This is a genomic window from Microvirga sp. BF8 (assembly GCF_059888585.1).
This window is the reverse complement of sequence record NZ_CM187619.1, coordinates 1,027,122-1,039,867: the sequence shown is the minus strand read 5'-3', so window position 1 is coordinate 1,039,867 and position 12,746 is coordinate 1,027,122. Positions and strand designations below refer to the sequence as shown.

The window sequence follows — 12,746 nt, the reverse complement described above, 5'->3', positions numbered from 1 at the left end:
TGGGGCTTTTGATCAGCCGAAGCTTGGTGCGTAGGTAAATCCCTCCCACTCATGCGATAAGCAGGATAAATTCGTATGAGGTGATGCAGGAAATCGAACAATGACGCGTACTGGTCTGGTCGAACTGAATGCCGTTGTGGCGGTCGCCTCCCATCGCAGCTTCCGGGCTGCGGCGACGGAGCTCGGGATGTCGCCGTCGGCTCTGAGCCACGCCATTGCAGCGTTAGAGGCGCGGATGGGTGTCCGGCTGTTCAATCGCACGACCCGGAGTGTATCGCTCACGGAAGCCGGGGATCAGTTCTTGGCCAAGGTCAGGCCGGCACTGCGCGAGATCGCGGAGGCCATCGACGCAACCAACGTGTTTCGGGATAGCCCCGCCGGCACCCTGCGGCTCAACATGTCGGAAGGAGCCGCCCGGCAGCTCCTGACGCCTATCGTACTCGAGTTCATGCGGCGCTACCCGCAAATGCAGGTCGACCTCGTGACCCAGGGCCGTCTGGTCGACATCGTCGCCGAGGGGTTCGATGCCGGGATCCGCTTGGCTGAGGCGGTGCCGCAGGACATGATTGCGATCCCTTGTGGGCCAGAGCAGCGGTATGCCGTGGTCGGGGCGCCAGTATACTTCGACAGCCACGCGCGTCCGAAAACGCCTGGGGATCTTGTCGCGCACGAATGCATCCGCGGCCGCCTGCCGAGCGGCGCGATGCTCAAGTGGGAGTTTGAGAAGTGGGGCGAACAAATGGTGGTTGACGTGAAAGGGGCGCTCACCCTCGATCATTACGAGCTCTGGATCGAAGCTGCTCGGGAGGGTGCCGGGCTGGCTTATGTCAACGAATGGTCCGTGTCCCATGAGATTTCCTCGGGACGACTGATCCGGGTCCTTGAGGACTGGACACCGCCGTTCCCTGGCCTTTCGCTCTACTACCCAGGCCACCGGCACGTGCCTGCCAGCTTGCGGGCGTTCATCGGAATCATCAGGGAGGCTGCCTCACGGCGGTGATAGGTCCTCTCCCTTCAACCCGGAGGCTACCCAGGTCAGGAAGCGCCAGCGAAGACTGGTTGCAGAGGAATGCCGCGCGGGTGCTACCCTCATAGTTGCAGGCAACTCTTTGATTGGTCAGTCAGGAGCGCTCCAATTCTGACAGATGGACATGGCTGCTGAACGGAACCCCACGATCGGATGAAACGCCCTGCGGGACCGCTGTTCTTACACAACGCCATCTGTGAGGCGTCTCACCCACGAGCCGCCTGAAGACGGTCGTGAAGTGAGACTGGCTCTGGAACCCAGAACTCATGGCGACGTCGACGAGCGGAACGTCAGGATTGAGCATAAGAGATTTGGCCAACTCGATCCTCTTGCCAAGCACGTAGTCGTGCGGACGCAGGCCGACAGCAGCCTTGAACTGTTTGGCGAAATGCATCCGGCTCAGGCCGGCCGCCAAGGCGAGTTCCGGGAGAGTGATGTTCCGGTGCAAGTGCTCACGAATATATCGCTCCACGCGACCCAAGCGCCATTTTGCGAGCCCTTTGCCGCTAAGGTATGTAGATGGATGCGCGGCATTGTCATCAGGTCGGTTCTCTGAAGACCCAAGCACCATCTGGATCGCATCAGTGAGGATCGCCTTCAGCGCGCGATCTGACACATGGGCTTGCTCAAGGGCGAGCGTCAATTGTTTGATAAGTTGCTCCCCTATCGGTCCAGCGATCGGCAGTCCCGCATCCGGCGGGAGAGTCTCCGACCTTTGCGGCCCGTAACGTCGGACGGAGAGGGCCCCGATCTGTGCGCGCTGACTCACAAACATCGAAACGTCCCCTTCGTAGTAGATCGGCTTGGGCCCGATGACCTGACGTTAGCCCCGATGAAGCGATCGATCTTTTACCCTGGAGGACGCGTCTCTTAGCAATAAGCGCAATCGGCGTTATACCTAGGTATCGGTCATGATGCATGCAGGTCTTCGGCAGGCGCATTGCCAGGTCCGGCGTGCCTAGGCACAATGCGCCGGAGCCGCAGAGTGCAGGCCTCAGGCGCAAAGACCTAATGTTCAGTGCGGGTCTGGGGACTAGATTGGCACAGTCGGCCGTATGGCCTCGAGCTGCGGCATGGCGAAGGCCAATGGCTGCGGTGGCCTTTTGCCAACGTTATGCTTCCAGAAGGAAGGCTGCTTCCATGGGAGCAGGTCAGAGGCGCACAGGCGCTGCCTTGGTAAACTCGGCACGAGTGGTTGGGTGGCCGTCAATTGACTCCACGATGCTTTTTGAGCGCCCTAACGACTCCATAAGCGACTTTGGGCCTGCAAAGGGCCGGCCGCCAATATGCCAGCCATCCGGATGCAACTCTTCAATCAAAACCCACACGACTTCACGGAAGGCCTCGGATCCCTCAAAGCGGACCATGACGTCGGTCAGAGCCTTGGCCATCTCATGTTTTTCCTCGGTCGAAAAGACGCCCTCGACGAGCTTCACATTCACGAAAGGCATGGTTTCCATCCTTACTTTGAGTGTTGCCTGTTCAACTCTGACATGTTGGCGCTGCGAGAGCGTCGGCGATGACGGTCTCCGCTGACGCGAGCCGCTCGGCCATGCCTCTCGGAAGTCCATGCTTGCCCTCGAGCGCTGTTGAAGGATTGTAGGTCACGTAAACCCTCCCTTGCTGGTCCTCTCGAACCAGAACGCGGAGGGGGAGCTCGAGGGCGAAGTCCGGCGCTGCGAGCATCAGCGGCGTCCCTCCTTTTGGGTTGCCATACACGACGACGGTCGTTGGAGGCAGGTCCAGTCCGACCGAGCGGGCAGCCGCACGATGGTCGATCGTCACAAATACCCTCAAGCTTTTTTTCTCAAGGGTTGATTGCAACCGGATCAGAGTGTCGGCGAATGAATAAGGGCTTTCAAGTCTCACTGCATCCTCCGCAGGGCTCCGCCGATCGAAGAGCAGTTCAGCACCACAGCAGTTGTCAGGGACTTGGTGCCGACCGCAGTTAAGGCTGTCCGAGGCACCAGATTGCTCCCAACCCATGATTCTGAACTGAGCCTTGAGGTGCCTTGAGATATCCGCGGACCTGCGATAGCGGCATGGTTGCAGCCTTATCCGAGAGCGTCTTGCCACAACGCATTGATTTTACGAATTCGCACGGCGCGAGCGCCAGCCGCTTACCGGACAGCATCTCGTTGGTGTTGAAGAGCTATAAAGGCCGCCAAACGCGGCCTTTCAAATCTATAGCGATAGGATTTGGAACTCACTTGTCCGCGATGTTGACGATCAGCTTGCCGCTCGCGTCGCGATCCCGAATGGCCTGATAGGCCTCACCGACAGTTTCCAGGGTGAAGTGGCGTTGATCGACACGGGGGACGAGCTTGCCTGCCTCTGCCAACTGGGTCGCCTGACGCATGATCTCACCATGATGTTTTCTTCCTTCGCCGGTCAGCAGAGGAAGCAATGTGAACACGCCGGAATAGGTTGCCGCACGAAAAGACAGCGGAGCCAAAGAATGCGTACCCCATCCCAGAATGCTCACAACATGTCCGAACCGGCGGATGGCTTGGAATGATGCATCCAGCGTGGAACCGCCCACGGTGTCCAGAATGATATCGAAGCCTTTGCCGTTGGTGTATGCGGCGACATAGTCCTCAACGGACATCGCATGATAGTTGATTGGGACAGCCCCGAGTTGCTCGATGTAGGGACTGTTGGCTCCGGAATCTGTTGCGAACACCTCTGCACCACGGGCACGGGCAATCTGGACCGCAATATGACCAACGCCGCCAGCACCTCCCTGGATTAGAACTTTCTGCCCAGCCTGCACGTTAGCGCGGTCGACAAGCCCTTCCCATGCAGTGATGAAGATCAACGGCAACGATGCCGCCTCTCGCATGGTCAAGTTCTCAGGCTTGGGCGCAAGCAGATCTGCATCAACCGCCGCAAATTCCGCAAGTGACCCTTGATGGCCGCCGACGCCACCGGTCATGCCATAAACTTCCTCGCCCCTTTGGAATTCCGTAACACCGGGACCGACCGCCTCGACGACGCCCGCGAGATCGATCCCCAGTATGGCCGGCATTGGGTGGCGGGCGTGAGCCGCTTGGCCCGCATGAATTTTGGTATCAAGCGGATTGACGCCGCTGGCTATAATCCGAACGAGTACTTGGCCGGCTCCTGGTTCTGGACGGGCGACAGTTCCCACACGGAACGAAGCGTCATGGCTATCGAGAACCGCCGCCGTCATCACGTTTGCTGTAGACATGAATTGCTCCTTTTGCATTCCGGCCACAAGGTGGGCGCAATGTTCTTGTTTGAAAATCGACAATGATGCACGTAATCCATTCATAAATGAATGACTGGAGAGCGCACGTGGAGTGGAGTGACCTACGTATCTTTCTGGCCATTGCTCGCGAGGGTACTCTCGGGGCAGCGGCGCGTAAGCTCGGCCAGAGCCAGCCAACGATGGGCAGACGTCTGCGTGCACTGGAACAGGACGTTGACCAAACACTGTTTCAACGCACAGGCGACGGCTTCATCCTAACGGATGAGGGTAGCGCAATGCTGTCTCACGCCGAGCGGATTGAGGAAGAGGTGCTGGCAATCCAGCGCCAGCTTTCGGGTCAGGACCAGCAACTCGAAGGGGCCATCCGCGTCTCGTCTTCGGACTGGTTCGGGACCCATATGCTGACACCCATCCTGGCCGAGTTCGCTCGCTTGCACCCACGGGTCGTCGTCGAGTTGGTGACGAGCGCACAACATCTTAGCTTGGTGCGACGGGAGGCCGACATGGCATTCCGGATCCGACCATTCGATGACCCGGATGTGATCTCTCGCCGCCTCCTGCGCATTCCTTATGGTGTCTACATCAAATCTGGCCTGGAGCACCCGCGTGCTGGCGACGGGATCGGCACGCCACTGATCACTATGGATACAGCCTTGGCGACCCTGCCGGATGCGGCCTGGTTAAAGCGGATGCTTCCGAATGCTCACGTCGTGTCACGGAGCAACAACAGGGACGTACAGGGGCAGATGTGTGCCCAAGGCGCTGGTGTCGCCGTTTTGCCACGACCACTCGGCGATGCGCTCCCCGGAGTGGAGCGGGTCGACCTCGGTGAGGAACCGCCCGACCGCGACACGTGGGTTGGCTATCACCGGGACATGAGACGGTTAGCCCGGCTCCGGGCGCTCCTAGATCTCGTCATCGGAAAGCTGGCGGACACGAGCGCCAGAGACTAGTGCTCGACCAGATCCGATCACTGCAAATGGCTAGAGACGGATCTTTCGGTAGGCATAGCCAGATCTACTGTGGCAGTAAAGCAAAAGAGCCGAACGTGCGACAACGGATTTATTCTGATTTCTGTCCTTGTTAGTACAGACTTACGAGCCCGAATTGAGTTAAGATGAAGTATAGGACGCATCCATAACTTTGACCAATTGGACGCAAAATTCTCAAGCGGCCGATGTCTTTGACGTTTAGATCGTACGTAAGTGCTTTGGGACTTGAGCTTAATGTGCTGCTCGGATTGCGGAAGGTCCGCACCGGGTCAGATGCTGGCATTCTTCTGGCCCTCACGAATGCCCGCTAATGACCCCATGATCAGACCAAAGCGTTTCTTCAGCCTCCTGCTGCGACCGGACCTACTCCGCATCCTAACGGTAGCATCCGTGCTGCCACCGCGAACGACGGAATCATAGTTCCTTGTCACCCTGTCCTTTCAGCTCAGATAGCCACCCTCCCGATCGATCCACCGCCATCGACGAACAGGGTCTGCCCGGTGATATAACCAGCCTCTTCCGAGAGCAGGAAGGCAACGGCCGCTGCAATTTCTTCCGGCTTGCCGAGGCGCCGCATCGGGATGAGCGAAAGGAATCCCCGCTCAGCCTCACTGCCGACGGGCGTGTTCTGACGGAACAAGGCGGTTTCCACCGGGCCAGGTGCCACCGCGTTGACGGTGATGCCGGTCTCGGCCAGTTCCAGCGCCCAGGTGCGCGTGAAGCTGTTGATCGCTGCCTTGGCGGCCGCATACGCAGAGCGCTGAGCAATGCCGACGACGGTCAGGCTGGAAATGTTGACAATACGGCCCCAGCCCTTCGCCCGCAAGGTCGGCAGGACCGCCTGCACCGTCTGGATCGTCGGGTGCAGGTTGACGCGCATGATGTCGTCCACGTCTTTGAGCTCGATCTCGCCGACGCGATGCAGCCGCACAAGGCCGACGTTGTTGACGACGCCATCGAAGGAATGGCGCTGAGCGAGATCGGCGAAGGCTTCCGCTGAGGCCTTGCTGTCATTGAGGTCAACCGACACCAGCGTGCCAGGAAAGCTCGGATCCTGGCCACGGGCGATGCCGACCACATGATGACCCGCATCGGCGAGCCGCGTTGAGAGCGCGCGACCAATGCCTTTGCTGGCGCCGGTGACGAGAAATGTCCGTTTTGTCATGATGTCATTGTCCTTCGTGAACAAGGGTGGCCGCAAGCGCGCCTGACCCGGAATTACGATTTCTGACGGGCGGCTAGCCCGAGCCGGCCCTTTGCATTGGATCACGGCGGCAGATCGAGCATCTTCAGCGCCAGTCTCGCCCTAGTGGAGCCGGAGGAAGCTCTACGCCTGTACACATGGCGGAAGGTGTCAGTCGGACCGTGGTATATCCCAGTCATTTTCCGGTAGCCCAGTGCGAGTTGCGCATCAGGCTGCTGAAGTCTCTGCGACGGAAATTCGGATCTTTATAGGCCATTACATCGGCCAGACCGGTGCCTTGGGTAGTCTCGGGACGATGCTTGAGGCCGTTATAGAGGGCTTGCTGGAAATCTTCCGCGAATTGTGGCGGATGCGGATGAGCGGCTTCAACGGCGTTCCGCTCGGCGGCGGTGAAATCGTCATAGCCCGCGCCCACAAGGTCCATGTTGGCACCTTCGGCGAGGAGTGCCGCAATAGGGAACAGGTGCGTGGAAATTCCATTGGTCGTGTGGAGCGCGATCGCAAGCCAGATTCTCTCGCTGTCGACTTCCGAAACGCCGTGGCTGCGTAGAAAGTCACGTGCCGCGTTCGCGCCATCCACCTCGAAGCGCGCGTGGCTCTCCCCGTAGCCTGCCGTCAGGCCGAAATCATGGAACATAGCCGCGACGTAGAGAAGCTCCGCGTCAAAACCCAAGCCCTTGCGCTTGCCTGCCAAGGCAGCCCAGTAATAGACGCGCGTGGAGTGTTGAAACAGAAGATCGCCCTCGGTGTCGCGGATAAGTTTAGCTGCGTCGCGCGCCAATTGGCTGTCAGGAATTCTTATTCCGGAAGCCCCATCGTTGGCGTCCGGCACCGGCTGACCGGATTGAGGCGCGGGCGTTTCGGCCTGACCGTCTGGGGTCGAAACGACCGCGGCAACCGCGATGGTGAGAGCAGCGCAAGTAGCAGTGAAGATCGTACGAATCCTCATGGTCTTTCTCCTATTGCTAAACCGAGTGTGCTCACACAGGGCCGGATCACGTTCTGCTCCGCCTCGTCGGCACGACCCACTAAAACGTGCTCTGGCAACACGCAGCACAATGGTGGTGCGCGCGGACAGACCTCAGTTGCTTGCTAAGCGCGGGCCCTGTGCCGCTGCCATGTCTCCGTCCTGAAGCGCCCGCCGACATGATCTACTTGGCGGATACTGCGAGAACGATTTTTCCTTTCGGCGGACGCCGTATGCCTTCCAGCATCAGGTGAGCCTCACGTGCATCCGCAAAGGGAAGGACTGCGCCGACCCGCGTTCTCAATGCACCTCGGTCGATCAGGCCAGCGATCTCCGTCAGGTGCCTGGTTGTGACATTGACCAGAAAGAAGGCTGCATCGACATTGAGGCTTTTTGCAAGCTCCTGGTCCGGTTGGGAAACGGCAGAGATCAGCTTGCCGCCACGACGCAGGACCTGGAACGAGCGCGTTTGCGCGTCACCGCCGACCAGATCAAACACGGCATCCACGTCCCTGGCCACATCCTCGAAATGCTCGCTCTGGTAGTCAACCACCGTGTCCGCGCCAAGCTCGCGCACATAGCTGAGGTCCTCTGCAGCAGCCGTGGCTATGGTCCGAACGCCGGCTTGCCGGGCGAGTTGGATCGCGTACGAACCGACATTGCCAGCAGCCCCATGAATGAGGACGGTCTGGTCAGCCATGAGTTGCGCCTGATCGAACAGTCCCTGCCAGGCCGTCACGGCGATGACGGGAACGGAGGCTGCTTCGATGTGGCTGAGCGAGGTTGGCTTGCGTGCGACCATCGCCGCCGTAGCGACGGCGTATTCAGCGTAGGCCCCGATGAACCGCGGGTTCGTGACGCCATAAACCTGATCTCTGACGCGAAGGTCGGTCACATCCTGACCGACGGCCTCGACAACGCCGGACAGGTCCGAGCCGAGCGTCAGCGGCAGCGGCTGCGGAAGCGCGCTTTGCCCGCCTCTGATCCAACCATCCCAGGGACCAACCCCGGCTGCGCTAACCTTGACCAGAACCTCACCGGGGCCAGGGTCTGGCCGAGGGATTTGCTCCAACTGCATGGTTTGCGGAGGACCAAACTCATGCACACGCCATGCCATCATCAATGCATGGACTTGGTCCGGAACGGCTTCATGGCCAGTGCTTTCGGTGGTCATCTTAGGCTCCTTGCGAGAGACTTAGGGACGCGGGAATTTTTACTTCCGCTTCGGTATCGTCAGAGGGTTCTCTTTGGGATCGACTATGAAGACAGCCAGCAGGCTGGCAGGTTCGTTGACGCTCGCGTTCTCGCTGACTCTGTGCTGTGCGCCTGGCTCCTCGTAGAAACCTTCGCCAGCATGGTAGATTTTCGCAGGCCCATCGTCGACCTGGCTGCGGATTGCGCCTGACAGCACATGAGCATAGATGAAGGCCGACGGGGCATGGCGATGAACCGCCGACTTCGCGCCGGGTGGGTAGCTCACGACGACGGCGATCATGCTTCGGCCTGGAACATTGGGGATTGTGCGCTGGAAGACAGGCGTCACTGTCTCATGCAGGTCCGGCTCTCCCGCCTTCTGCGAAACAGCGGCGGCCTTCCACTCAGGCCCGTGGGCGTGCCCAGTCCCTATCCCAAGCGCAACTGCTACAACGGCGGTGCCGATGGAGCGCGTAATATTTCCTAGTTTCATTGTCCTGTCCTTATCTTAAGGCAAGAACCGAGCTGATCCTGCCGTCATGATTGGCACAAGCCGCTCGACCGTGAGCTCCAAGCTCAGGGCCAGCACCAGCCGGCACTGGTCATCCCTCACCGCGAGACTGACCTCCCGATGCCACGCGGGGCCCCGGTGACAGTGGCGACTTTGGTGCCGTTCTCGGTCATGGGGCTGTCTTCCTTCGTTGGTGACCTAGGAACCCTCTCCGCAAGGCGGAGGTCAGCTCGGCCAAGCCGAGCCGAGAATGATCGAGCAGAAGTTCTTCCGCTGGTAGCTGGAATCCTTCAGCGCCAGGACGTCGGTTTTTACATTGCCGAACGTCGTCTCGGGCTTTTTGATGATGCCTTGAGCAAAGTGATCGATGATATTTTCCTTGAAGTTCGCCTCGCGCGGGTGGCACGCACAAACTTCGTGCCGGTGTTCATGTGAGAATTCATCATAGGCGATGCCGAGCACGTCCATCTCGACACCCGCTGTCACGAGTGCGATCGTCGGGCGCATGTGCTCGGGGATGCCAGGCGTCGTGTGGAGGGCAATCGCGGTCCAGACGTCCTCAATGTCGCGCTCGGAAACGCCGTAGCCCTTCATGAACTCCCGTGCCGCATTGGCACCATCCACCTCAAAGCGGAGGTCGGGGCTCGAGTAGCGCTCTGTGAGCCCCATGTCATGGAACATCGCCCCCAGATAGAGCAGCTCGGGATCGTACCTGAGGCCTCGCCGTTCACCGGTGAGCGCACCCCACAAGAAGACGCGGCAGCTGTGATTGTATAGCAGATTGTCCTCAGTATCCCGCACGAGTTGCGTCGCCGCACGTGCGATCGCGCTGTCAGGGACACGAATGCCAGCAATGATCTCGGCCATGGGATGCACTCTTTGTCGAGACAAGGCTTCGCCGTGGCGTGAACCGGCGCGCGAGAGACCTTGTCGTTGCTGTCAATAGAACCGTGCCAGCTGGCAGATCAGACTGGAGCGCCGGCGCAAGTCCTGTGTCCTTTCTGGCGTTTGCGGGTCGGGTTGACAACGCGGCTTGACCTGCCGATCAGGACAACGGCACATTGATTTGCGCCAGATCGGTAAGGACCAACCATGACGGTTCAGACGATTGCAATAGTGATTCACGAGGGCGTCCAGGCCCTCGACGTCGCCGGGCCGGTGGACGTGTTCGCGGAGACCAATGCCTATATCCCGGCGGCGGAGCGATACGAGACGGTGCTGGTCGGCCCCCACCGTGCGCCGCTGCGAGCATCGAACAACATGCAGATGATCGCTGATTTGAGCTTCGAGGAGGCCGCCGGCGGCTTTGATGTCCTGCTGGTGGCGGGCGGCCCCGAGTTGCCCTACGCCGCCCCTGATCCGCAGCTGACCGAATGGCTCCGGTCGGCACCGTCACGTGGGCGCCTCTATGGTTCAATCTGCACGGGAGCTTTCGCGCTCGGTCATGCCGGATTGCTCGACGGGCACCGGGTCACGACCCACTGGCAGATTGCCCAAAAGCTCGCTGCGCGTTTCCCAGCCGCCATTGTCGAGCCGGATCTCATCTATGTTCGCGATAGCCGGCTGGTCACATCAGCTGGTGTTACCGCAGGGATCGATCTCGCTCTGGCGCTGGCACGCGAGCGGCACGGGCCGGGTGTTGCCTTAGCCGTGGCGAAACGGCTGGTGGTGGCGGCCCAGCGCCAGGGCGGTCAATCGCAGTTCAGCCCGTATCTCACCGCGCCGGCCGATCCGGCCTCGCCAATAGCTCGCATCCAGGATCATGTGATGGCCAATATCGGAGGCCGTCATACCCTCGAATCCCTTGCGGCCGTCGTCGGCATGAGCGCCCGCAATCTCGCCCGCCATTTCGTGCAGGAAACCGGAATCACGCCGCACGAATTCGTCGAGCGTGCCCGGATCGATGCCGCTCGCATGCTGCTCGAGGGGAGCGATCGTCCGCTCAAGGCGGTTGCGTATGATTGCGGGTTTGGGACAGCGGATCGCATGCGGATTGTTTTCCATGAGCGGCTCGGCGTAACGCCGGCCCAGTATCGCGCCAGCTTTCGCCAGGCGAGTCCGACCCGTGAGCCGGTTGGCGTCACTTAGGTTCCACGTACGACTCACTGCTTTGACCGACTGGCCTGCGGAGGCGGCCTGACCCAAAACGACGTGCATCCGACCGAAAACACCGCTCTGTCTGGGCTGCCTACGCGAACCTAACAGCTTTATGTTGTCCGTAGCAGGCATGGATGGAAGCCTCTCGAAGAGATGCTGACCTCAGGCCCGTCCGGGTGATAGACTATGCGCTCCGGGGAAAGCCGGCGGAGCCACTCCCGGTCTTTAGCGTAAAGGCCGGGCGTGTGAAGCGCGGGCTTGCTGGCTTGAATGTTCCCTCCTGGAAAGTCTTCCGGATGTCCCGTGATGTCGAGCATCTGGACACCAAGCAAGGCCAGGATGTCGATCGCACTTGGATCGAGTGCGTGTCATATTTGACGGATCAGGTGTCCATTTTTGCATTGTCGCGAACATGGAGAAGAGGGCTGCAGTTCCTTAAGGTCGAAGGACTGAACGGAGGCACATCAATGACTATCACTGACGACGTCAAAGTCCCTGATAGCAAGCTCGCGCATGAGGTGACGGAGATCGTTCGCGACACGGAATCCGAACTGCTCTTCAATCATTCCACTCGGGTTTATTTTTGGGCCGCCCTGACAGGAAAGCGAAGAGGCCTCAAGTTCGATCCGGAGCTGCTCTATACGGGCGCTATGTTCCACGATATCGGTCTCACAGAGAATTATCGGAAAAGTCAGCTTCGCTTCGAGGTGGATGGGGCGAATGCCGCACGCGACTTTCTGCGAAGCCGCAGCATTCCTGAAGCGGATATCAAGAAGGTTTGGATCGCGATCGCTCTCCACACGACCCCAGGCATTCCTGAGTTCATGGATCCGGAGATCGCTTTGATCCAGGCGGGGGCGGGAATGGACGTCGCCGGGCGCGACTATGATGACTTCACGGACAAACAGCGCAAGGCGGTGATCGCTGCCTATCCGCGTGGCAACGACTTCGAGCACCGGATGATTGAAGCGTTCTATCAGGGGATGAAGCATCGGCCTGACAGCACATTCGGCACCATGAACGACGATTTCCTTGCGGAAAAGGAACCGAATTTCCAGCGACAGAACATCTGCAGCGTCATGCTGAGTTCGCGATGGGTGCACCGGAAATGTCACTGTGACTGAGCATGGCCCGCGAACTGCCTTGCGAAGACTAGCTTTGAGACGACCCAAACCACGGGCTCCCCTCAAGCGCATCGGACCGCTTTACCGTCCATGTAGTGTCTCCCGTGAGCGTGCCCGTCTTCTCTGTGCGGCTTGGTACCGCAAAGCCGGCGAACAGGGGGTCGCGGCCGCGCAGTACAATCTTGGTCTGATGTATTTCCACGGTCGAGGCATACCGCAGAGCGATGCTCGGGCGCTCGCGTTGTACCGCAAGGCCGGTGGCAAGGGTACGCCGATACGTCGTACAATTTTGGCATAATTTATACCAACGGCCGGGGCGTGCCGCCGGACTTGAGGCAGGCTTATCTCTGGTTTCAGCTGGCTGCCCTGCGGCCCATAGAAAGCACGCTAATCGAGAC

At 59.8% G+C, this 12,746-nt stretch carries 14 protein-coding genes; 5 read left to right on the top strand and 9 right to left on the bottom strand.

Features of this window, described 5'->3' with window-relative positions; translation table 11 throughout:
• The first annotated feature begins 100 nt into the window (after positions 1–100).
• Entirely contained in the window at positions 101–1,000 is a 900-nt protein-coding gene (locus tag AC522E_RS04930; RefSeq protein WP_500749274.1) for a LysR family transcriptional regulator, read from the top strand.
• A gap of 121 nt (positions 1,001–1,121) precedes the next feature.
• Here AC522E_RS04930 and AC522E_RS04925 read toward each other — a convergent pair whose 3' ends face one another.
• The 4 genes from AC522E_RS04925 to AC522E_RS04910 all read right to left on the bottom strand — a co-directional run bounded on the left by AC522E_RS04925 (position 1,122) and on the right by AC522E_RS04910 (position 4,238).
• The gene (locus AC522E_RS04925) at positions 1,122–1,670 is read right to left on the bottom strand and encodes a helix-turn-helix transcriptional regulator (protein WP_500749273.1); all 549 of its coding nucleotides are present in this window, start codon (positions 1,668–1,670) and stop codon (positions 1,122–1,124) included.
• Positions 1,671–2,178: 508 nt separating this feature from the next.
• Positions 2,179–2,478, bottom strand: coding sequence for a tautomerase family protein (locus tag AC522E_RS04920; protein WP_500749272.1), 300 nt, complete (start codon positions 2,476–2,478; stop codon positions 2,179–2,181).
• Positions 2,479–2,509: 31 nt separating this feature from the next.
• Entirely contained in the window at positions 2,510–3,013 is a 504-nt protein-coding gene (locus tag AC522E_RS04915; RefSeq protein ID WP_500749271.1) for a DUF302 domain-containing protein, read from the bottom strand.
• Between the two features lie 220 nt (positions 3,014–3,233).
• Positions 3,234–4,238: a zinc-dependent alcohol dehydrogenase family protein gene (locus AC522E_RS04910; protein ID WP_500749270.1), complete on the bottom strand. Its 1,005-nt coding sequence runs from the start codon at positions 4,236–4,238 to the stop codon at positions 3,234–3,236.
• Between the two features lie 107 nt (positions 4,239–4,345).
• Between AC522E_RS04910 and AC522E_RS04905 the strand changes: the two genes are divergently transcribed.
• Positions 4,346–5,212, top strand: a complete 867-nt coding sequence (locus tag AC522E_RS04905) for a LysR family transcriptional regulator (RefSeq protein ID WP_500749269.1) — start codon at positions 4,346–4,348, stop codon at positions 5,210–5,212.
• Between the two features lie 484 nt (positions 5,213–5,696).
• Here AC522E_RS04905 and AC522E_RS04900 read toward each other — a convergent pair whose 3' ends face one another.
• The 5 genes from AC522E_RS04900 to AC522E_RS04880 form a co-directional block, all read right to left on the bottom strand.
• Complete coding sequence (locus AC522E_RS04900) at positions 5,697–6,416, bottom strand: SDR family oxidoreductase (protein WP_500749268.1); 720 nt, start codon at positions 6,414–6,416, stop codon at positions 5,697–5,699.
• A 214-nt stretch (positions 6,417–6,630) separates the two neighbouring features.
• Positions 6,631–7,404 (bottom strand): HD domain-containing protein, encoded by a 774-nt coding sequence (locus AC522E_RS04895; protein ID WP_500749267.1) that lies wholly within the window; start codon positions 7,402–7,404, stop codon positions 6,631–6,633.
• Between the two features lie 202 nt (positions 7,405–7,606).
• Positions 7,607–8,596: an NADP-dependent oxidoreductase gene (locus AC522E_RS04890; RefSeq protein WP_500749266.1), complete on the bottom strand. Its 990-nt coding sequence runs from the start codon at positions 8,594–8,596 to the stop codon at positions 7,607–7,609.
• Positions 8,597–8,635: 39 nt separating this feature from the next.
• Positions 8,636–9,109, bottom strand: coding sequence for a cupin domain-containing protein (locus tag AC522E_RS04885; protein ID WP_500749265.1), 474 nt, complete (start codon positions 9,107–9,109; stop codon positions 8,636–8,638).
• 243 nt (positions 9,110–9,352) lie between these two features.
• A complete protein-coding gene (locus AC522E_RS04880; RefSeq protein WP_500749264.1) occupies positions 9,353–9,994 on the bottom strand; it encodes an HD domain-containing protein in 642 nt (213 codons plus the stop codon).
• Positions 9,995–10,219: 225 nt separating this feature from the next.
• Between AC522E_RS04880 and AC522E_RS04875 the strand changes: the two genes are divergently transcribed.
• The 3 genes from AC522E_RS04875 to AC522E_RS04865 all read left to right on the top strand — a co-directional run bounded on the left by AC522E_RS04875 (position 10,220) and on the right by AC522E_RS04865 (position 12,646).
• A complete protein-coding gene (locus tag AC522E_RS04875; RefSeq protein ID WP_500749263.1) occupies positions 10,220–11,215 on the top strand; it encodes a GlxA family transcriptional regulator in 996 nt (331 codons plus the stop codon).
• Between the two features lie 476 nt (positions 11,216–11,691).
• Complete coding sequence (locus tag AC522E_RS04870; protein WP_500750589.1) at positions 11,692–12,348, top strand: HD domain-containing protein; 657 nt, start codon at positions 11,692–11,694, stop codon at positions 12,346–12,348.
• Positions 12,341–12,646, top strand: a complete 306-nt coding sequence (locus AC522E_RS04865; protein WP_500749262.1) for a tetratricopeptide repeat protein — start codon at positions 12,341–12,343, stop codon at positions 12,644–12,646. The genes AC522E_RS04870 and AC522E_RS04865 overlap by 8 nt, the downstream gene beginning before the upstream one ends.
• The last annotated feature ends 100 nt before the right edge of the window (positions 12,647–12,746 follow it).

What these genes read in the sequence shown, in the direction of transcription:
- AC522E_RS04930 (WP_500749274.1), top strand. Translation starts at nt 101, where the DNA reads ATGACGCGTACTGGTCTGGTCGAACTGAATGCCGTTGTGGCGGTCGCC.
- AC522E_RS04920 (WP_500749272.1), bottom strand. Translation starts at nt 2,478, where the DNA reads ATGCCTTTCGTGAATGTGAAGCTCGTCGAGGGCGTCTTTTCGACCGAG.
- AC522E_RS04915 (WP_500749271.1), bottom strand. Translation starts at nt 3,013, where the DNA reads ATGGGTTGGGAGCAATCTGGTGCCTCGGACAGCCTTAACTGCGGTCGG.
- AC522E_RS04910 (WP_500749270.1), bottom strand. Translation starts at nt 4,238, where the DNA reads ATGTCTACAGCAAACGTGATGACGGCGGCGGTTCTCGATAGCCATGAC.
- AC522E_RS04900 (WP_500749268.1), bottom strand. Translation starts at nt 6,416, where the DNA reads ATGACAAAACGGACATTTCTCGTCACCGGCGCCAGCAAAGGCATTGGT.
- AC522E_RS04895 (WP_500749267.1), bottom strand. Translation starts at nt 7,404, where the DNA reads ATGAGGATTCGTACGATCTTCACTGCTACTTGCGCTGCTCTCACCATC.
- AC522E_RS04890 (WP_500749266.1), bottom strand. Translation starts at nt 8,596, where the DNA reads ATGACCACCGAAAGCACTGGCCATGAAGCCGTTCCGGACCAAGTCCAT.
- AC522E_RS04885 (WP_500749265.1), bottom strand. Translation starts at nt 9,109, where the DNA reads ATGAAACTAGGAAATATTACGCGCTCCATCGGCACCGCCGTTGTAGCA.
- AC522E_RS04880 (WP_500749264.1), bottom strand. Translation starts at nt 9,994, where the DNA reads ATGGCCGAGATCATTGCTGGCATTCGTGTCCCTGACAGCGCGATCGCA.
- AC522E_RS04875 (WP_500749263.1), top strand. Translation starts at nt 10,220, where the DNA reads ATGACGGTTCAGACGATTGCAATAGTGATTCACGAGGGCGTCCAGGCC.
- AC522E_RS04870 (WP_500750589.1), top strand. Translation starts at nt 11,692, where the DNA reads ATGACTATCACTGACGACGTCAAAGTCCCTGATAGCAAGCTCGCGCAT.